14 protein-coding genes and 1 pseudogene are annotated in these 17,965 nt (G+C 70.8%); 5 read left to right on the forward strand and 10 right to left on the reverse strand.

Translation table 11 applies throughout. The features are described from left to right. Window positions 1–60: 60 nt before the first annotated feature. The 6 genes from folE to dacB form a co-directional block, all read right to left on the reverse strand. On the reverse strand, window positions 61–666 hold the full coding sequence (folE, locus tag ACWC24_RS25815) for a GTP cyclohydrolase I FolE (RefSeq protein ID WP_152887743.1): 606 nt from the start codon (window positions 664–666) through the stop codon (window positions 61–63). Between the two features lie 158 nt (window positions 667–824). Beyond that, window positions 825–2,864, reverse strand: a complete 2,040-nt coding sequence (ftsH, locus tag ACWC24_RS25820) for an ATP-dependent zinc metalloprotease FtsH (protein ID WP_450665251.1) — start codon at window positions 2,862–2,864, stop codon at window positions 825–827. A 183-nt stretch (window positions 2,865–3,047) separates the two neighbouring features. Then, a complete protein-coding gene (hpt, locus tag ACWC24_RS25825) occupies window positions 3,048–3,608 on the reverse strand; it encodes a hypoxanthine phosphoribosyltransferase (protein WP_450665323.1) in 561 nt (186 codons plus the stop codon). Window positions 3,609–3,686: 78 nt separating this feature from the next. Then, the gene (tilS, locus tag ACWC24_RS25830) at window positions 3,687–4,868 is read right to left on the reverse strand and encodes a tRNA lysidine(34) synthetase TilS (RefSeq protein ID WP_450665252.1); all 1,182 of its coding nucleotides are present in this window, start codon (window positions 4,866–4,868) and stop codon (window positions 3,687–3,689) included. A 264-nt stretch (window positions 4,869–5,132) separates the two neighbouring features. Further along, window positions 5,133–6,266 carry a zinc-dependent metalloprotease gene (locus tag ACWC24_RS25835; RefSeq protein WP_450665253.1) on the reverse strand — a complete coding sequence of 378 codons (1,134 nt, stop codon included), beginning with the start codon at window positions 6,264–6,266 and terminating at the stop codon, window positions 5,133–5,135. A gap of 99 nt (window positions 6,267–6,365) precedes the next feature. Further along, window positions 6,366–7,949, reverse strand: coding sequence for a D-alanyl-D-alanine carboxypeptidase/D-alanyl-D-alanine endopeptidase (gene dacB, locus ACWC24_RS25840; RefSeq protein WP_450665324.1), 1,584 nt, complete (start codon window positions 7,947–7,949; stop codon window positions 6,366–6,368). 127 nt (window positions 7,950–8,076) lie between these two features. Here dacB and ACWC24_RS25845 point away from each other — a divergent pair, with 127 nt between their 5' ends. Then, complete coding sequence (locus ACWC24_RS25845) at window positions 8,077–8,568, forward strand: inorganic diphosphatase (RefSeq protein WP_162468575.1); 492 nt, start codon at window positions 8,077–8,079, stop codon at window positions 8,566–8,568. A 103-nt stretch (window positions 8,569–8,671) separates the two neighbouring features. Further along, window positions 8,672–10,348: a threonine/serine ThrE exporter family protein gene (locus ACWC24_RS25850; RefSeq protein ID WP_450665254.1), complete on the forward strand. Its 1,677-nt coding sequence runs from the start codon at window positions 8,672–8,674 to the stop codon at window positions 10,346–10,348. A 75-nt stretch (window positions 10,349–10,423) separates the two neighbouring features. Here the strand turns inward: ACWC24_RS25850 and ACWC24_RS25855 are convergent, their stop codons facing one another. Further along, complete coding sequence (locus ACWC24_RS25855) at window positions 10,424–11,503, reverse strand: DedA family protein (protein ID WP_450665255.1); 1,080 nt, start codon at window positions 11,501–11,503, stop codon at window positions 10,424–10,426. 141 nt (window positions 11,504–11,644) lie between these two features. Here ACWC24_RS25855 and ACWC24_RS25860 point away from each other — a divergent pair, with 141 nt between their 5' ends. Then, window positions 11,645–12,010 (forward strand): YbjQ family protein, encoded by a 366-nt coding sequence (locus ACWC24_RS25860; RefSeq protein ID WP_450665256.1) that lies wholly within the window; start codon window positions 11,645–11,647, stop codon window positions 12,008–12,010. 55 nt (window positions 12,011–12,065) lie between these two features. Here the strand turns inward: ACWC24_RS25860 and ACWC24_RS25865 are convergent, their stop codons facing one another. Next, window positions 12,066–12,827, reverse strand: a complete 762-nt coding sequence (locus tag ACWC24_RS25865) for a MerR family transcriptional regulator (protein ID WP_450665257.1) — start codon at window positions 12,825–12,827, stop codon at window positions 12,066–12,068. A gap of 131 nt (window positions 12,828–12,958) precedes the next feature. Between ACWC24_RS25865 and ACWC24_RS25870 the strand changes: the two are divergent. Together ACWC24_RS25870 and ACWC24_RS25875 are read left to right on the forward strand one after the other, a co-directional pair. Next, window positions 12,959–14,245: pseudogene (locus ACWC24_RS25870) on the forward strand (ion channel protein). Window positions 14,246–14,272: 27 nt separating this feature from the next. Further along, window positions 14,273–15,679: a glutamate decarboxylase gene (locus ACWC24_RS25875; RefSeq protein WP_450665258.1), complete on the forward strand. Its 1,407-nt coding sequence runs from the start codon at window positions 14,273–14,275 to the stop codon at window positions 15,677–15,679. A gap of 55 nt (window positions 15,680–15,734) precedes the next feature. Here the strand turns inward: ACWC24_RS25875 and ACWC24_RS25880 are convergent, their stop codons facing one another. Both ACWC24_RS25880 and ACWC24_RS25885 read right to left on the reverse strand, forming a co-directional pair. Continuing rightward, window positions 15,735–16,283 (reverse strand): DinB family protein, encoded by a 549-nt coding sequence (locus tag ACWC24_RS25880; RefSeq protein WP_450665259.1) that lies wholly within the window; start codon window positions 16,281–16,283, stop codon window positions 15,735–15,737. Window positions 16,284–16,443: 160 nt separating this feature from the next. Continuing rightward, entirely contained in the window at window positions 16,444–17,907 is a 1,464-nt protein-coding gene (locus tag ACWC24_RS25885) for an aldehyde dehydrogenase family protein (protein ID WP_450665260.1), read from the reverse strand. Window positions 17,908–17,965: the final 58 nt, after the last annotated feature.

The raw sequence follows: 17,965 nt of genomic DNA on the forward strand, positions 1-17,965 counted from the left end.
GCCGTGGCGCCGAGCCGGGCGTCCGGGCCGCGGGGCCCGGCCCGGGTCGCCGCCGCGACGTCAGCGCGCCATGATCAGGCTCATGGCCTCGGTGCGGGTGGCCAGGTCGCGCAGCTGTCCCCGCACGGCCGACGTGATCGTCTTGGCCCCGGGCTTGCGCACGCCCCGCATGGACATGCACATGTGCTCGCACTCGACGACCACGATCACCCCGCGCGGCTCCAGGATCTCCATCAGCGAGTCGGCGATCTGCGTGGTGAGCCGCTCCTGGACCTGCGGCCGGCGGGCGTAGACGTCCACGAGCCGGGCCAGCTTCGAAAGACCGGTGATCTTGCCGTCGACGGACGGGATGTAGCCCACGTGGGCGACCCCGACGAACGGCACCAGGTGATGCTCACAGGAGCTGAGGACCTCGATGTCCTTCACCAGGACCATCTCGTCGTGCCCCAGGTCGAACGTCGTCGTCAGCACGTCCTCGGGCTTCTGCCACAGCCCCGCGAATATCTCCCGGTACGCCCGCGCCACCCGGGCCGGAGTCTCCTTGAGCCCCTCGCGGTCCGGGTCCTCGCCGACCGCGATGAGGAGCTCGCGCACGGCGTTCTCGGCGCGCTTCTCGTCGAACTCGCCGATGGAGCCCTCGCCGTCGAGCGTCACGGGGTCGGTCATCTGAAGCCTCGTTCCTGTACCTGTCATGCGTGCGCGCGGGCGGGCCGCCGGGTCTCACTTGCGGACATACCGAAATGCCGCGCCCCCCAAGGCTAGAACCTTGGGTGGCGCGGCATCCATTCCGGGCCTGGTGAGGCCACCGGGGACGGCCGGGAGGATCAGCTCTCCGGTCGGTCCTCCGTGACCTGCTCCGTCGCCGACGCGGACTCCGCGGCGGTCGACTTCACGGTGCTGATGGCCGGCGTCGCGCCGTTCGCGCCGTTCGTCAGTGCCAGCTCCTTGGGGGAGAGCACCGGCGGACGGGTGGACGGCGTACGGCGGGAGGAGCCGGTCCAGGCGGGCCGCGGCGGCCGCTTGACGATCGTGGCGAAGACCTCCGCGATCTCCTCCTTGCCGAGCGTCTCCTTCTCCAGCAGCTGGAGCACCAGGTTGTCGAGGACGTCGCGGTTCTCGACCAGGATCTCCCAGGCTTCGTTGTGCGCGTTCTCGATGAGCTTCTTGACTTCCTCGTCCACCAGGGCGGCGACCTCTTCCGAGTAGTCGCGCTGGTGAGCCATCTCACGGCCGAGGAAGGGCTCGGTGTTGTCGCCGCCGAACTTGATCGCGCCGAGCCGCTCGGTCATGCCGTACTGCGTGACCATCGCGCGGGCGGTGGCCGTGGCCTTCTCGATGTCGTTCGCGGCGCCCGTGGTCGGGTCGTGGAAGACCAGTTCCTCGGCCGCGCGGCCACCCAGCATGTAGGCGAGCTGGTCGAGCATCTCGTTGCGCGTGGTCGAGTACTTGTCCTCGTCCGGGAGGACCATCGTGTAACCGAGGGCACGGCCGCGGGACAGGATCGTGATCTTGTGGACCGGGTCGGAGTTCGGCGAGGCCGCCGCGACCAGGGCGTGACCGCCCTCGTGGTACGCGGTGATCTTCTTCTCCTTGTCCGACATGATCCGGGTCCGCTTCTGCGGGCCCGCGACCACACGGTCGATCGCCTCGTCCAGCATCAGGTTGTCGATCAGCTTCCGGTCGCTGCGGGCCGTGAGCAGCGCGGCCTCGTTCAGCACGTTGGACAGATCGGCACCCGTGAAGCCGGGGGTGCGGCGGGCGACGGCGGCCAGGTCGACGTCGGGCGCGACCGGCTTGCCCTTCTGGTGGACCTTGAGGATCTCCAGGCGGCCCTGCATGTCGGGGCGGTCGACCGCGATCTGGCGGTCGAAGCGGCCGGGGCGCAGAAGGGCCGGGTCGAGGATGTCCGGGCGGTTCGTGGCGGCGATCAGGATGACGCCGCCCTTGACGTCGAAGCCGTCCATCTCGACGAGCAGCTGGTTCAGCGTCTGCTCGCGCTCGTCGTGACCACCGCCGAGGCCGGCGCCGCGGTGACGGCCGACCGCGTCGATCTCGTCGACGAAGACGATCGCCGGCGCGTTCGCCTTGGCCTGCTCGAACAGGTCACGCACTCGGGAGGCACCGACACCGACGAACATCTCGACGAAGTCGGAACCGGAGATCGAGTAGAACGGCACGCCCGCCTCGCCCGCGACAGCGCGCGCGAGCAGGGTCTTGCCGGTGCCGGGAGGGCCGTACAGCAGTACGCCCTTCGGGATCTTGGCGCCGACCGCCTGGAACTTCGCCGGCTCCTGGAGGAACTCCTTGATCTCCTGGAGCTCCTCGACGGCCTCGTCCGAGCCCGCGACGTCCGCGAATGTCGTCTTCGGGGTGTCCTTGGTGATGAGCTTCGCCTTGGACTTGCCGAAGTTCATGACCCGGGAGCCGCCGCCCTGCATCTGATTCATCAGGAACAGGAACACGACGACGATGAGGACGAAGGGGAGCAGGGAGAGCAGGATGCCGAGGAAAGCGTTCTGCTTCGTCGGGGTGACGGTGTAGCCGTCGGGGATCTGCTTGTCCTGGTACTTGGTCTGCAGCGTGTTGGCGATGGTCACGCCCTGGTCGCCGATGTAGCTCGCCTGGATCTTCGAGCTGTCGTCGACCTTCACGCCGTCCTTGAGCGAGACCTTGATGGTCTGCTCGTCACCGGTGGTGATCTTGGCCGACTCGACCTTGTTGTCGTTGATCGCCTGGACGACCTTGCCGGTGTCCACCGTCTTGTAGCCGCCGGACGAGCCGACGACCTGCATCAACACGACCACGGCAAGGACGGCCAGCACGATCCACATGACCGGCCCACGGAAGTATCGCTTCACGTCCATCCATACGGAGCGGTGTCGCCCCGTCCCTCCTGCCATAGTGAGTTTGATAAGACAGTTCTTCTGACGGTACCCCAGCATTGTGGACCGAAGCCGCACGGGACGGCTGGCGATCCGTCTGCCTGCTCCAACGGCGAGAGGCCCGCTGGGGTTCCCGATCGTCCTGGTGAGCTTGGCCCTACTGGCTCAGCCGCCGTAGACGTGCGGCGCGAGAGTACCCACGAACGGCAGGTTGCGGTACTTCTCGGCGTAGTCGAGGCCGTAGCCGACGACGAACTCGTTGGGGATGTCGAAGCCGACCCACTCCACGTCGATGGCGACCTTGGCGGCGTCCGGCTTGCGCAGCAGCGTGCACACCTTCAGGGAGGCGGGCTCGCGCGAGCCGAGGTTGCTGAGCAGCCACGACAGGGTCAGCCCGGAGTCGATGATGTCCTCGACGATCAGGACGTGCCGGCCCTTGATGTCGGTGTCGAGGTCCTTGAGGATCCGCACCACACCGGAGGACTGGGTGCCCGCCCCGTACGAGGACACCGCCATCCAGTCCATGGTGACGGGGGTGGACAGCGACCGGGCGAGGTCGGCCATGACCATCACCGCGCCCTTGAGGACGCCGACGATCAGCAGGTCCTTGCCCGCGTACTCCTCGTCGATCCTCGCGGCCAGCTCGGCCAGCTTCGCGTCGATCTCTTCCTTGGTGATGAGTACCTCTTTGAGGTCGGCACCCATGTCTTTCGCGTCCACCCGCATCACTTTCGGTCGGTCGTCCCACCGGCTGCCCGGCCCCTGCCCGAAGGGGAGGCCGGCCGTCTCCCCGAGGGGGGAGATTCAGCCTTGCCGGATCACCAGTCTGCCACCCTGTCGCTGGGCGACGACCCGGCCGGGGAGGTTGATGGCTCCCTGGCCCCGCCAACCGGTGATCAGCCGGTCGACCTCCTCGATGTGGCGGGCGAACAGCGAACCGGCCGGAGCACCCGCCTCGATGGCCGCGCGCCGCAGGATCCTGCGGCGCACGGCGGGCGGCAGGGCGTAGAGCTTGGCGCACTCCAGCAGGCCCGTCGCGTCGCGTACGGAGGCCTCGGCCTGACTGGCCCAGGCGTCCAGGGCGTCGGCGTCGTCCCGGGAGAGCTGGGCCGTCCGGGCGAGAGCCTCGACGACTCCCTTGCCGAGGGCCTTCTCCAGGGCGGGCAGGCCTTCGTGGCGCAACCGGGAGCGGGTGTAGGCCGGATCGGCGTTGTGCGGGTCGTCCCAGACGGGCAGCGACTGGACCATGCAGGCCTTGCGCGCGGTCTGCCGGTCGAGCTGGAGGAAGGGCCTGCGGTAGCGGCCGTCGGCCCCCGAGACCGCGGCCATCCCGGACAGGGACCGGATGCCGGAGCCCCGGGCGAGCCCCAGCAGGACGGTCTCGGCCTGGTCGTCGCGGGTGTGGCCGAGCAGGATCGCGGCGGCACCGTGGCGGTCCGCGGCGGCGTCGAGGGCGGCGTAGCGGGCATCGCGGGCGGCGGCCTCGGGCCCGCCCTCGCGGCCGACGGTCACGGTGACGGACTCGACCGGGTCCAGGCCGAGTTCGCGCAGCCGCAGCACGACCTCGTCGGCGCGCAGGTCGGAGCCCGACTGCAGGCCGTGGTCCACGGTGACGCCGCCGGCGCGGATGCCCAGCTTGGGCGCTTCGAAGGCGAGGGCGGAGGCCAGCGCCATGGAGTCGGCGCCGCCGGAGCACGCGACCAGCACGACCGGCGGTGCCGTGCGCTCGCGCGGGGCGCGGGCGGCGCTCTGGGCCGGGACCTGGTCGGAGTACCGGCCGGGGGCCTGTCCGACGGAGCCGGGGACGTCGATGACGGCCGACGTGCCCGCGGCCGAGGGCGTGCCGGTGACGGCGAGGGTGCCCGTGGCGAAAGGCGTGCCGGTGGCTTCGTCGGCGCCGGTGGTTCTGTTGAGTTCGATGAGGATGTCGTGGAGGACGCGGCGGACCGCCAGGCGTATCGCCGCGACCGCAGGATGGGGACCCATGTCCGGTTCCCTTCATGAAGTTTTCGGGAGTGAGCCCGAGGTTCGGTCACTCAGAGTGTGTCGATGGTGACAGAACCCGGCCGTTCCCCGAGCATTGCACGCCTACGCATGGCTCACGGTCCCTCGGACGGGTGATTGGAGGGGCGTTCGCCTGCCGTCGGCCGGATTCGTCCCACGGCTCCCGCGTGTCGTCCGCCACTCCCGCGCGTCGTCCGCGGCTCCCACGTGTCGTCCGCGGCTCGCGGACCGGCCCTCGCCCACGGTTCAGGAATCGCTCTTGCGGTGCACCCGAGCGACCCAGTCCCCCGGCGCGGCGATCTCCGCCTTGGTCGGCAGGGTGTTGGGGGACGTCCACACCCGGTTGAACCCGTCCATGCCGACCTGGTCCACCACGGCCCGCACGAAGCGCTCGCCGTCCCGGTACTGCTTGAGCTTGGCGTCCAGGCCCAGCAGCTTGCGCAGCGTGGTGTCCAGGCGCGAGGCGCCCTTGGCGCGGCGCTGCTGGAACTTCTCACGGATCTCCGCGACGCTCGGGACGACCGAGGGCCCGACCCCGTCCATCACGAAGTCGGCGTGTCCCTCCAGCAGGGACATCACGGCGGTCAGCCGGGTGAGGATCTCCCGCTGGGCGGGGGTCTGCACCAGTTCCACCAGGGAACGGCCGCCGTCGTCCTCCTCGCCCTCGGGCCGGCCGCCGGCCAGCGACTGGGCGGCCTCCCGGATGCGCTCCAGGAAGGTCATGGGGTCGATGTCGGTCTCCCCCAGGAAAGACTGGATCTCACCCTCCAGGTGGTCGCGCAGCCAGGGCACCGCGGAGAACTGGGTGCGGTGCGTCTCCTCGTGCAGACACACCCAGAGGCGGAAGTCGTGGGGCTGTACGTCGAGTTCCCGCTCCACGTGCACGATGTTCGGCGCGACGAGCAGCAGGCGGCCGCCGCCGGCCGGCCCCGCGGGCAGTTCGCGGGTGGCGGGGGCGAAGGTCTCGTACTGGCCGAGGACCCGGGAGGCGAGGAACGACAGCAGCATGCCGAGTTCGACGCCGGTGACCTTGCCGCCGACCACGCCCAGGACCGCGCCGCCGGGGCTGTTGCCGCGCCGGTCCTGCATCTTGTCGAGCAGCGGCTTGAGGATCTCCCGGAACCCGGCGACGTTCGCCCGGACCCAGCCGGGGCGGTCGACGACGAGCACAGGGGTGTCATGGACGGCTTCGGTGCCCATCCGGGTGAAGCCCCGGACGTGTTCCTCCGAGGCCTTGGCGTGGCGGCGCAGCTCCGCGACGACGGCCCGGGCCTCGTCGCGGCTCACCTCGGGGCCCGGCCGTACGAGCCGGGTCGCGGTCGCCACCGCGAGATTCCAGTCGACCATCCCAGTAGATGCAGCACCACCGATGCTCGTCATGGCTCAACGGTACGTGAGCGTTCCCGCCGCGGGCAGGCCCCGAGGCGGTGTCCGCGGGCCGCGGCGCGCCGGGCGGCACCCGGCGCCCGGCGGTCCGGTTCAGCCGCAGCCGCACGCGGCGAGCGCGGTCGCCGTCCGGTCCAGCGCCGCCTGGGCCGCCGTCGGATCGGTCGTGTCCGCGGTGAGGAAGGCGAAGGCCAGCAGCCGGCCGTCCTCGTCGACGACCGTGCCGGCCAGCGTGTTGACGCCGGTCAGGGTGCCGGTCTTGGCCCGTACGACGCCGGCCGCGCCGTCGCTGTAGCGGGCGCTCAGGGTGCCGGTGAAGCCGGCCACCGGAAGACCGGTGAGAACCGGGCGGAGTTCGGGGTGGGCGGGGTCGCCGGCCTTGACCAGAAGGGCCGTCAGCAGGTCCGCGGTCAGCCGGTCGTCACGGTTCAGACCGCTGCCGTCCTTGAACTCGGCGCCCGCCAGGGGAAGCGCGAGCTTCTGGAGCTGGGCGCGGATCGCCTTTCCGCCGCCGGCGAAGTCGGCGTGTCCGCCGGTCGCGACGGCGGTCTGGCGGGCGAGCGCCTCGGCGATGTCGTTGTCACTGTTGGTCAGCATCCGCTCGACGACGGTGGACAGCGGCGGCGAGGAGACGGTGGCGAGGGACTCGGCGCGGCCGGACGCCTTGGACAGGCCGGGCGAGGTCGTTTCGATCCCGGCGGAGTTCAGGAACCCGGCGAACCGGCGCGCCGCGTCCGCGGCCGGGTCGGCCACCCGGGCCACCGGGCCGTGCGTCGAGTCGTCCGTGCGGCCCTCGTCGGCCATCAGGGCGCTGACCTGGGCGATGTTGTCGTTGACGCCGATCGGGTGGGTCGCGGAACCGGCGTAGAGGGTCGTGTCGTACGACAGCGTCACCTGGCGCAGACCGCGCTTCTTCAGGGCGGCGGCGGTGTCGGCGGCGAGGGCGCGCAGGCTCGCCCAGCCCTCCTCGTCGTCCGCGCGGGCCGTCAGGGTCGGGTCGCCGCCGCCGACCAGGACGACCTCCTTCGTGCCGGGCTCGAGGGCGGTGCGGGTGGTGAAGCGGTGGTCGGCGCCCATCGCGGAGAGCGCGGCGACGGCGGTGGCGATCTTCGTCGTGGAGGCGGGGGTCAGCGCGTCGTCGGCCCCGGTGTCGTACAGGCGTCTGCCGGTGCCGAGGTCGACGACGACGGCGCTGTGCCGGCTGCCGAGCGCCTGGTCGTCCAGGAGCGGGTCCAGGACGTCGGCCACGGACTTCGCGCCCGGCTTCGACTGCACGGCCGTCACGCCGACGGTGAGGCCGGTCAGCACGGACGGGGCGCTGGGCGCGGGCCGGGGCCCGCGGGCCTGCGCCGCGGACGTATCGGACTTACGACCGTGATCTGCGCCACCCGTGCCGTCCAGGGCGACTGCCCGGTCCCGCTCGGCCGTACGCTGACCGGTGGCGTCCCAGGGCCCGGCGGCGCTCACCACGACGGCGGCCAACGCAAGACCGGCAGTGGCCGCACCCGCGGTGTACTGCCGGGTCTTCGGCCTGACGGGCCGTTTGACCTGCGGTTTCGCGGCCTGTGCAAGCCGCGCGACCCGCGGCCTCACGGCCGTCGCGACCCGTACGAGAGGCGGCTTCACGGCCGTCGCTGCTCGCACGAGACGCGGTCGGACGGCGCCCGCGATCCGCATCACATGCGGCCTCGCGGCCTGCCAAGGCCTCAGCTCGGGCACGACCACCAGCCCCTTTCGCGATCACACACCTGCGTGAGGGACACTTAATCACCAGAACTATGTGCTGATCATGGAGGAGCCACCGGTGGAGTTCGACGTCACGATCGAGATCCCGAAGGGTTCGCGGAACAAGTACGAGGTGGACCACGAGACCGGTCGGATCCGACTGGACCGTCGGCTCTTCACCTCGACCAGTTACCCGGCCGACTACGGCTTCGTCGAGAACACTCTCGGCGAGGACGGCGACCCGCTGGACGCGCTGGTCATCCTGGAGGAGCCGACCTTCCCCGGCTGCCTCATCAAGTGCCGTGCCATCGGCATGTTCCGGATGACCGACGAGGCCGGCGGCGACGACAAGCTGCTGTGCGTCCCGGCGTCCGACCCGCGTGTGGAGCACCTGCGCGACATCCACCACGTGTCGGAGTTCGACCGCCTGGAGATCCAGCACTTCTTCGAGGTCTACAAGGACCTCGAGCCCGGCAAGTCCGTCGAGGGCGCCGACTGGGTCGGCCGTACCGAGGCCGAGGCCGAGATCGAGCGGTCCTACAAGCGCTTCGAGGACCAGGGCGGCCACTGAGTCCCCTGCCGTCCACGGGCCGCACGCGCACGCGTGCGGCCCGTCGGCATGTCTGTGCGCATACTGGGGCTGGGATGGACGTCGTTCAGGGAGCGTTGCTTCAGTGACGGAAGCGGAGGACCGCAAGCCGCAGTCGGACGAGGCGAGGGGCACGTACGAGTCGGAGATCACCTCCGAGTTCGCGATTCCGGAGGGTCTCGCGGTCCCCAAGGGCACCAAGGGCGGTACGGAGTCGGAGACCACCTCCGAGTTCGCCGTCCCCCACGGGCTGGACGTGGCGCAGTCGGCGGCCGGTGAGTCCGAGGGCTCGGCCTTCAGCACGCCCCGGACCTACAGCGCCCGCAGCGCCCCGCCCGCCTTCACCCCGCCGGTCGGCGTCCCACGGGTCAGCCTGACCAAGGAGGCCCCCTGGCAGGACCGGATGCGCACGATGCTGCGCATGCCGGTGACCGAGCGGCCCGCGCTGGAGACGGCGCAGAAGGCCGAGGAGGTCGCGCCCGCCGTCCCGCGCGTGCTCGACCTGACCCTGCGCATCGGCGAACTGCTGCTGGCCGGCGGCGAGGGCGCCGAGGACGTGGAGGCCGCGATGTTCGCGGTCTGCCGCTCCTACGGCCTGGACCGCTGCGAGCCGACCGTCACCTTCACCCTGCTGTCGATCTCGTACCAGCCGTCGCTGGTGGACGCCCCGCTGACCGCCTCACGGACCGTGCGCCGCCGCGGCAGCGACTACACCCGGCTGGCGGCCGTCTTCCAGCTCGTGCACGACCTGAGCGACGCCGACAACCACCTCTCCCTGGAGGAGGCCTACCGGCGGCTCGCGGAGATCCGCCGCAACCGGCACCCGTACCCCACCTGGGTGCTGACCGCGGCCAGCGGGCTGCTCGCGGGCGCCGCCTCCGTGCTCGTCGGCGGTGATCTGCTGGTCTTCGTCGCGGCCGCGCTCGGCGCGATGCTCGGCGACCGGCTGGCCTGGCTGTGCGCGGGACGCGGACTGCCGGAGTTCTACCAGTTCACGGTGGCCGCGATGCCCCCCGCCGCCATAGGGGTCGCGCTGACGCTGGCGCACGTCGACGTGAAGGCGTCCGCGGTGATCACCGGTGGGCTGTTCGCGCTGCTGCCGGGACGGGCGCTGGTCGCCGGGGTCCAGGACGGTCTGACCGGCTTCTACATCACCGCGGCCGCGCGGCTGCTGGAGGTCATGTACCTGTTCGTCGGCATCGTCGTCGGCGTGCTGGTGGTGCTGTACTTCGGCGTGAAACTGGGCGCCCAGCTCAATCCCGACACGGCGCTGAGCGTCTCCGAACGTCCGGTGGTCCAGATCGGCGCGTCCATGCTGCTGTCGCTGACCTTCGCGGTGCTGCTCCAGCAGGAACGGTCCACCGTGCTGGCGGTGACCCTCAACGGGGGCGTCGCGTGGTGCGTGTACGGCGCGATGCACTACCCGGGCGGTATCTCCCCGGTCGCCTCCACGGCCGTGGCGGCGGGCCTGGTGGGGCTGTTCGGACAGCTGCTGTCCCGGTACCGGTTCGCGTCGGCGCTGCCGTACACGACCGCGGCCGTCGGGCCGCTGCTGCCGGGTTCCGCCACGTACTTCGGGCTGCTGGCGATCGCCCAGAACAACGTCGACAAGGGTGTGGTGTCGCTGACGAAGGCCGCCGCGCTCGCGATGGCCATCGCCATCGGCGTGAACCTGGGGTCGGAGATCTCCCGGCTGTTCCTGCGGGTGCCGGGCGGAGCCACCGGCGGGCGGCTGGCGGCGAAGCGGACCCGCGGCTTCTGACCACCGCGCGCCCGCCGGACCGGCGTGTTCCTGGCCCCACGTGTCCCGGGTCCGCCCCGCGGCCCGCGGCAGGGCTCAGCCCTGGTCGTACGGGTACTGGCCGCCCTGCTGGTAGTCCTGCCGGTAGTCCGGCTGCGAGCCGTAGGGCGGGCGGCCGTAGCCCTGGCCCTGGTCCTGGGGGTGCTGCTGGGCGTAGGGCTGGGGCCGGCCGTAGGGCTGCTGCTGAGGCTGCTGCTGACCCTGACCGTACGGCTGCTGGGGCTGCTGGGGCTGGGCGTACTGCTGTCCGCCGTAGCCCTGGCCCTGCGGGTGCTGCTGGGCGTACGGCTGCCGGGACAGGTCCTGGTACTGGTCGTAGCCCTGGTCCGCGCCCGCGTCGTAGTACCGGTCGGGGCTGTGCTGCTGGTTCTGGTTCTGGTGCGGCCGGTCCGCCGACGGGATGCGGCGCAGCTGGGTCGTCGCGTCGTCCATGGCCGGGGTCTGCTGCTGGAAGGCCTGTTGCGGGAACTCCGGCTCGGCCGGGGCGTCCGCGACCTCACGCTTCTCCTTGCGGGCCTTGAGGACCTCGATGATCACCGGGACCACGGAGACGAGGACGATCAGGACGAGGATGGCCTCGACGTTGTTCTTGATGACGTCGATCTGGCCGAGGAAGTAGCCCGCGACCGTCACGCCGGTGCCCCACATGGCGCCACCGACCACGTTGTACGTGAGGAACGTGCGGTACTGCATGCGGCCGGCGCCCGCGATGATCGGGGCGAAGGTCCGCACGATCGGCACGAAACGGGCCAGCACGATGGCCTTGGGACCGTAGTTCTCGACGAACTCGTTGGCCTTCTCCAGGTTCTCCTGCTTGAAGAGCTTGGAGTCGGGCCGGCTGAAGAGTTTCGGACCGAAGAACTTGCCGATCAGGTAGCCGACCTGGTCGCCGAGGACCGCCGCGGCCACGATCAGCGTGCACACCAGCCACAGCGGCTGATGGATCCACTTGCCGTCCGCGACCAGCAGACCCGCCGTGAACAGCAGCGAGTCGCCGGGAAGGAAGGCGAACAGACCCGACTCGGCGAAGACGATGACCAGGATGCCGATCAGCCCGAAGGTCGAGATCAGGTAGTCCGGGGTAAGCCACTCGGGGCCGAGGGCGAGGGTAGTCACGGGTTCCGGGCTCCTGAGAAGGGGGAGGGCGGTCGGTGCGGCGGCGGGACCGCCCAAAGCTATCAACGCTACGCCATGGGACCAGGTTCCCAGGGCTTCCCACAGGATGCACTGTGCGTCGGCCTGGTCAAAGCTGTGAGCATGGGCATCGACGAATACGGCGGCGGCCAGCAGCCCCAGGCGGCGGTTCTGGTCGTGACCACGAACGACGTACCCGGACACCGTGTCGAGCAGGTCATCGGCGAGGTCTTCGGCCTGACCGTGCGCTCCCGGCATCTGGGCAGCCAGATCGGCGCCGGCCTGAAGTCGATGATCGGCGGTGAGCTCAAGGGGCTCACCAAGACGCTCGTGGCGACCCGCAACCAGGCCATGGAACGGCTGGTGGAGCAGGCACACTCGCGTGGCGCCAACGCGGTGCTGGCGTTCCGCTTCGACGTCACGGACGCGGCGGACGCGGGCACCGAGGTGTGCGCCTACGGAACGGCGGTGATCCTGGCCCGGGAGTGAGACCGGGTCAGGACCCCGGGCCGCTCAGGCGGTGCGCCGGGCCAGGACCCTGCGCTCAGGCGCTGTGCCGGGCCGCGTTCGCGACGATCGCGTCCCGCAGATGCTCGGCGAGACCCGGCCGCATCGCGTCGTAGAAGGCCTTGAAGCGCTCGTCGGCGACGTACATCTCGGCGAGGCCCTGGTGCATGTCGTACGGGCACTCGTAGAACCAGGTGCAGATGTGCAGCCGGTGCTCCTCGGCCATGTCCATGGCGCGCTCGCCGGTCGGCGGCTCGTCGGCGGCCATCAGGGCGGCGTAGCGCTCGCTCCAGTCGGCCACCTCGGCATGCATGCGCTTCCAGTCGTCCTTGGTGTAGCGGGCGGCTCGGCGCTGCGACTCGGCGTACTCGCGCGTGCCGCCCCAGCGCTGCTCCGCCTCCTCGGCGTACTGCTCGGGATCCTTGTCGCCGAAGACCTCGAACCGTTCCTCGGGTGTCAGGCTGATGCCCATCTCGTTCGCCTCCATGGCGTGTTCCACGGCCGCGGCCATCTTCTGCAGCTTCTCGATCCGGGCGGTCAGCAGGTCGTGCTGCCGGCGCAGGTGGGCGCGCGGGTCCGCGGCCGGGTCGTCGAGCAGGGCGGCGACCTCCTCGAGCGGAAAGCCGAGCTCCCGGTAGAACAGGATCCGCTGGAGCCGGTCGAGGTCGCCCTCGCCGTAGCGCCGGTGGCCCGCGCGGCTGCGCTCGCTGGGCACGAGCAGGCCGATGTCGTCGTAGTGGTGCAGCGTGCGCACCGTGACGCCGGCGAACCCCGCGACCTGTCCCACGGAGTAGCTCACTTTCCGCTCCTTTCGTCGGTACGCGCTCCACGGTGCGTCCTGACGTGACGTGAGGTGCAAGTCCGTTCCCCGTGCGCCCCACATGCTCCGTTCGGGATGTTTGAGATGTTTCGTCCGCTTATGGTGAGCGCGTGGCCCAGGACTCCGCGCAGCAGGCGCCCGACACCTCTCCCGCGGCCCCGCCGCGCGCCCTGTTGCCGCTGATCCTGCCCGCCCTCGCCGTGGGTGTGGTGAGCAGCCTGCTGTTCGTCGGTGTGAGCGTCGCGGCCGAACAGCTCCAGGGCGTCCTGTGGGGGAACCTCCCCGACGCCCTGGGGATCGGCCGCTACTCGGTGCTGTAGATCTTCGTCATGCTCTTCGCGACCGGTGTCGCGGTCGGTCTGGTGGTGTGGAAGGTTCCCGGGCACGCGGGGCCCGACCCGGCCACCATGGGGCTGAACGCGCCCGCGCTGCCGCCCGTCGTGCTGCCCGGCCTGCTGCTGGCGGCGGCCCTGATGCTCGCGGGCGGGCCGAGCCTCGGCCCGGAGAACCCCATCATCGCCGTCAACGTCGGGCTCGCGGTGTGGCTCGGCCGCCGGTTCCGGCCCGGGTCGCCCGAGCCGCTGTGGACGGCGCTGGCGGAGGCGGCGACGCTCGGCGCGCTGTTCGGCACGCCGGTGGCCGCCGCCCTGGTCATCTCGGAGGCGCTGGCCGGAACCCGGACCACGGGCCAGCTCTGGGACAACATCTTCGCCCCGCTGGCCGCCGCCGCGGCCGGCGCCCTGACGACCGACCTGGTCCACAAGGCCACCTTCGACCTGCATCTGCCGCCGATCGCCGAGCCGAACGCGGGCGACGTGCTGGCGGCGGCCGTCGTCGCGTCGGTGGCCGCGCTGCTCGGCATGGCCGCGGTCCACGCCTTTCCCCACCTCCACCGCGCGTTCCAGCGGCTGCGGCACCCGATGCTGATGCTTCCGGCGGGCGGACTGGTCCTGGGGGCGCTGGGGGCGCTGGGCGGGCCGCTGACGCTCTTCAAGGGGCTGGACCAGATCGCGGAGCTGGCGCGCGACCCCGAGGGCTGGTCGGCCGGGCAGTTCGCCGTGATGACCGTCGTCAAGCTGGCCGCCCTGGCCGTCGCCGCCAGTTGCGGCTTCCGCGGCGGCCGGATCTTCCCGGCCGTGTTCGTGGGGACCGCCCTCGGACTGTGCGCCCACGCCCTGGTGCCCGCCGTCCCGCCCGCCCTGGGCGTGGCGTCGGGCGTGCTGGGCATGCTCCTGGCCATCACCCGGCAGGGCTGGGTGAGCCTGTTCACCGCCGCCGTCCTGGTGGCCTCCCCCGTCATCCTCGCGCTGCTGTGCATCGCCTCGCTGCCGGCCTGGCTGCTGGTGACAGGACGCCCGCAGATGCAGCTGCGCAAGGACGGCACCCCGATCCGCTGAACCGTTTCCCCGTCTGGAGGCACGTCCATGGCTCTGCACAGAGGTCCCGAGAAACAAGAACAGCGCCCGATGTCGGTCAACCCCTTCTTCGGCGAGGCGAACCCCGTCGGCGGCATGACCGAGGCGCCGCCCACGCACCGGCTCCCGGACACCCCCCTGCCCCCGCAGACGGCGTATCAACTGGTGCACGACGAACTGATGCTGGACGGCAACTCCCGGCTGAACCTCGCCACCTTCGTCACCACCTGGATGGAGCCGCAGGCCGGGGTGCTGATGGGGGAGTGCCGGGACAAGAACATGATCGACAAGGACGAGTACCCGCGCACCGCCGAACTGGAACGGCGCTGCGTGGCGATGCTCGCCGACCTGTGGAACGCGCCCGACCCGTCGGCCGCCGTGGGCTGTTCGACCACGGGCTCCAGCGAGGCGTGCATGCTCGCCGGGATGGCGCTGAAGCGGCGCTGGGCCAAGCGCAACGCCGACCGCTATCCGGGAGCGCGCCCGAACCTCGTCATGGGCGTCAACGTCCAGGTCTGCTGGGACAAGTTCTGCAACTTCTGGGAGGTGGAGGCCCGGCTGGTCCCCATGGAGGGCGACCGCTACCACCTCGATCCGCAGGCGGCGGCCGAGCTGTGCGACGAGAACACCATCGGGGTGGTCGGCATCCTGGGCTCCACCTTCGACGGTTCCTACGAGCCGATCGCCGACCTGTGCGCGGCCCTGGACGCCCTCCAGGAGCGCACCGGCCTGGACATCCCGGTGCACGTCGACGGCGCGTCCGGCGGCATGGTGGCGCCCTTCCTCGACCCGGACCTGGTGTGGGACTTCCGGCTGCCGCGGGTGGCCTCGATCAACACCTCGGGGCACAAGTACGGACTGGTCTACCCGGGTGTCGGCTGGGCCCTGTGGCGCGACCGGGAGTCCCTCCCCGAGGAACTCGTCTTCCGGGTCAACTACCTCGGCGGCGACATGCCGACCTTCGCCCTGAACTTCTCCCGGCCCGGCGCCCAGGTCGTCGCGCAGTACTACACGTTCCTGCGGCTGGGCCGCGAGGGCTACCAGGCCGTGCAGCAGACCACCCGGGACGTGGCCACCGGCCTCTCCGCACGCGTGGCGGAGCTCGGCGACTTCCGGCTGCTGACCCACGGCGACCAGTTGCCCGTCTTCGCCTTCACCACGACCGACGACGTCAAGGCGTACGACGTCTTCGACGTCTCCCGGCGGCTGCGCGAGCACGGCTGGCTGGTGCCCGCCTACACCTTCCCGCCCAACCGCGAGGACCTGTCGGTGATCCGGGTCGTGTGCCGCAACGGCTTCTCGGCGGACCTGGCCGAACTGTTCCTGGAGGACCTGAACCGGCTCCTGCCGGAACTGCGCCGGCAGCCGCACCCGCTGACGCGGGACAAGGAGCGGGCGACCGGGTTCCACCACTGACCCGCGGCCGGGCGGGCGGGGTGGTCCCGCCCGCCCGGCCCGGGGCCCGGCGGGCTCAGCCCCAGGACGTGCCCTGCTCCTGCGCCACGAGTTCGAACGCAGTCTTCCCGTCCAGCGACTCCCGGATGATGTCGGCGTGACCGGCGTGCCGGGCGGTCTCGCGGATCAGGTGCAGGGCCAGCCAGCGCATGGAGACCCGCCCCTCCGGCGGGAACCAGGGGTCGGCGGGGAGCGCGAAGGTGTCGTCGAGGCTCGGCACCGACCGCAGGAACTCCTCCGTCTCCGCGGCGACCTCCTCCCAGTACGCGAGCTGCGCGGCCAGGGTCTCGCCGTCGACCAGCGTGAAGCACTCGTGCCAGTTGGACTCGTCGCGCTTGACCGCGGGCGCCTCGCCCCCGGCCCGGGCGATCCAGCCCTGTTCGACCTCGGCGACGTGCTTGACCAGGCCGGACAGCGACAGCTCGCTCGCGCTGGGGCGGGAGCCCGCCTGCTCCTCGGTCAGCCCGAGCACCGACCGCCGGATGCCGCCGCGCTGCTCCGCCAGGAAGGAGAGCAGTGCTCCGCGCTCGTCGCCCTGCGCCTCGGCTCGCACGTGAGTGACCATGACCGGCTGCCTTTCCTCGGTGCGGCGGGGAACTCCTCCCCGCCCGACACCGACGAAGCTACGAACCGTTGCGGTCAGCTTCTGTCCTCGATACGCCGACCCGGCCGAGAAAAGCCCGGGAACCACCGGGAAGCAGCAGAGCGCCGGGAGGACCGAAGACCTAGAAGGGGAACATGCTGCGCCCGTGCTGCACGGAGATCCACTTCAGGGTGGTGAAGGCGTCCAGCGTGGTCTCGCCGTTCAGCCGGCCGATCCCGGAGTGCTTCTCGCCTCCGAAGGGGACGAGCGGCTCGTCGTGGACGGTGCCGTCGTTCACATGGAACATGCCGGTGTCGACCTCCTTGGCGAAGGCGACGCCCCGCTCCACGTCCGCCGTGTGGACGGCGCCGCTCAGCCCGTAGGGCGTGTCGTTGACGATGCGGACGGCCTCGTCCTCACCGTCGAAGGGGATGAGGAAGACGACGGGGCCGAACACCTCCTGGCGCAGCAGGTCGGAGTCGGCGGGGACGCCGGTGAGCACCGACGGCTCCACGAGGTTGTCGTTGGTTGCGCCGTGCACCAGGGCGGTGGCGCCTTCGGCGATGGCCTGCTCGACGGTGCCGGTGACGGAGTCCGCCTGCGAGGAGTTGATCAGCGGGCCGATGACGGTCTGCGGGTCGCGCGGGTCACCGGTCTTCAGGGTCTTGACCTTGGCGACGAACTTCTCGGTGAACTCGTCGGCGACGGAGCGGTCGACGAGGACGCGGTTCGCGGCCATGCAGACCTGGCCCTGATGGACGTAGCGGCTGAAGACGGCGGCGTCGACGGCGTAGTCGATGTCGGCGTCGTCGAGCACCACGATCGCGCTGTTGCCGCCGAGTTCGAGGACCGAGCGCTTGAAGTGCGAGGCGCAGACGGTGGCGACGTGGCGGCCGACCTTGTCGGAGCCGGTGAAGGAGATGACCTTGGGAACGGGGTGCTCGATGAAGGCGTCACCGATCTCGGCGATGTCCGTGACGACGACGTTGAGCAGACCGCCGGGCAGTCCGGCGTCCTCGAAGATCTTCGCGATGAGGGAGCCGCCGGTGATGGGGGTGTTCTGGTGCGGCTTGAGGACCACGGCGTTGCCGAGCGCGAGCGCGGGGGCCACCGACTTGATCGACAGCAGGAAGGGGAAGTTGAAGGGGCTGATCACGCCGACGACGCCGACCGGCACGCGGTAGAGGCGGTTCTCCTTGCCGTCGGTCGGCGAGGGGAGGATCTTGCCCTCGGGGCGCAGCGCCAGATGGATCGACTCGCGCAGGAACTCCTTGGCGAGGTGCAGCTCGAATCCGGCCTTCAGATGCGTGCCGCCGAGTTCGGCGATGATCGCCTCGGCGATCTCGGCCTCGCGGTCCTCGACGATGCGCAGCGCCTTCTCGAAGACGGCACGGCGGGCGTAGGCGTTGGTGCGGGCCCACTCCTTCTGGGCGCGCGCCGCCGCCTGGTACGCCTCGTCGATCTCACCGACGGTGGCTATCGTGATCGAGGCCAGCTTCTCGCCGTCGTACGGATTGAAGTCGATGATGTCCCAGGAGCCGGTACCCGAGCGCCATTCACCGTCGATGTACTGCTGGGCCAGGTCGGTGAAATAGGACGACGACATGTGATCCCTCAATCCCCTGCTGCCGAGGAGGTCGGCGCAGTCGCAGCAGACACCTGAT

This window comes from Streptomyces sp. NPDC001443, from assembly GCF_053597355.1.

Excerpts from the sequence above, each read along its gene's own strand:
- hpt (WP_450665323.1), bottom strand. The coding sequence starts at position 3,608 with ATGCGGGTGGACGCGAAAGACATGGGTGCCGACCTCAAAGAGGTACTC.
- dacB (WP_450665324.1), bottom strand. The coding sequence starts at position 7,949 with ATGCGGATCGCGGGCGCCGTCCGACCGCGTCTCGTGCGAGCAGCGACG.
- tilS (WP_450665252.1), bottom strand. The coding sequence starts at position 4,868 with ATGGGTCCCCATCCTGCGGTCGCGGCGATACGCCTGGCGGTCCGCCGC.
- ACWC24_RS25860 (WP_450665256.1), top strand. The coding sequence starts at position 11,645 with ATGGGCATCGACGAATACGGCGGCGGCCAGCAGCCCCAGGCGGCGGTT.
- ACWC24_RS25880 (WP_450665259.1), bottom strand. The coding sequence starts at position 16,283 with ATGGTCACTCACGTGCGAGCCGAGGCGCAGGGCGACGAGCGCGGAGCA.
- ACWC24_RS25885 (WP_450665260.1), bottom strand. The coding sequence starts at position 17,907 with ATGTCGTCGTCCTATTTCACCGACCTGGCCCAGCAGTACATCGACGGT.
- ACWC24_RS25875 (WP_450665258.1), top strand. The coding sequence starts at position 14,273 with ATGGCTCTGCACAGAGGTCCCGAGAAACAAGAACAGCGCCCGATGTCG.
- folE (WP_152887743.1), bottom strand. The coding sequence starts at position 666 with ATGACCGACCCCGTGACGCTCGACGGCGAGGGCTCCATCGGCGAGTTC.
- ftsH (WP_450665251.1), bottom strand. The coding sequence starts at position 2,864 with ATGGACGTGAAGCGATACTTCCGTGGGCCGGTCATGTGGATCGTGCTG.
- ACWC24_RS25835 (WP_450665253.1), bottom strand. The coding sequence starts at position 6,266 with ATGACGAGCATCGGTGGTGCTGCATCTACTGGGATGGTCGACTGGAAT.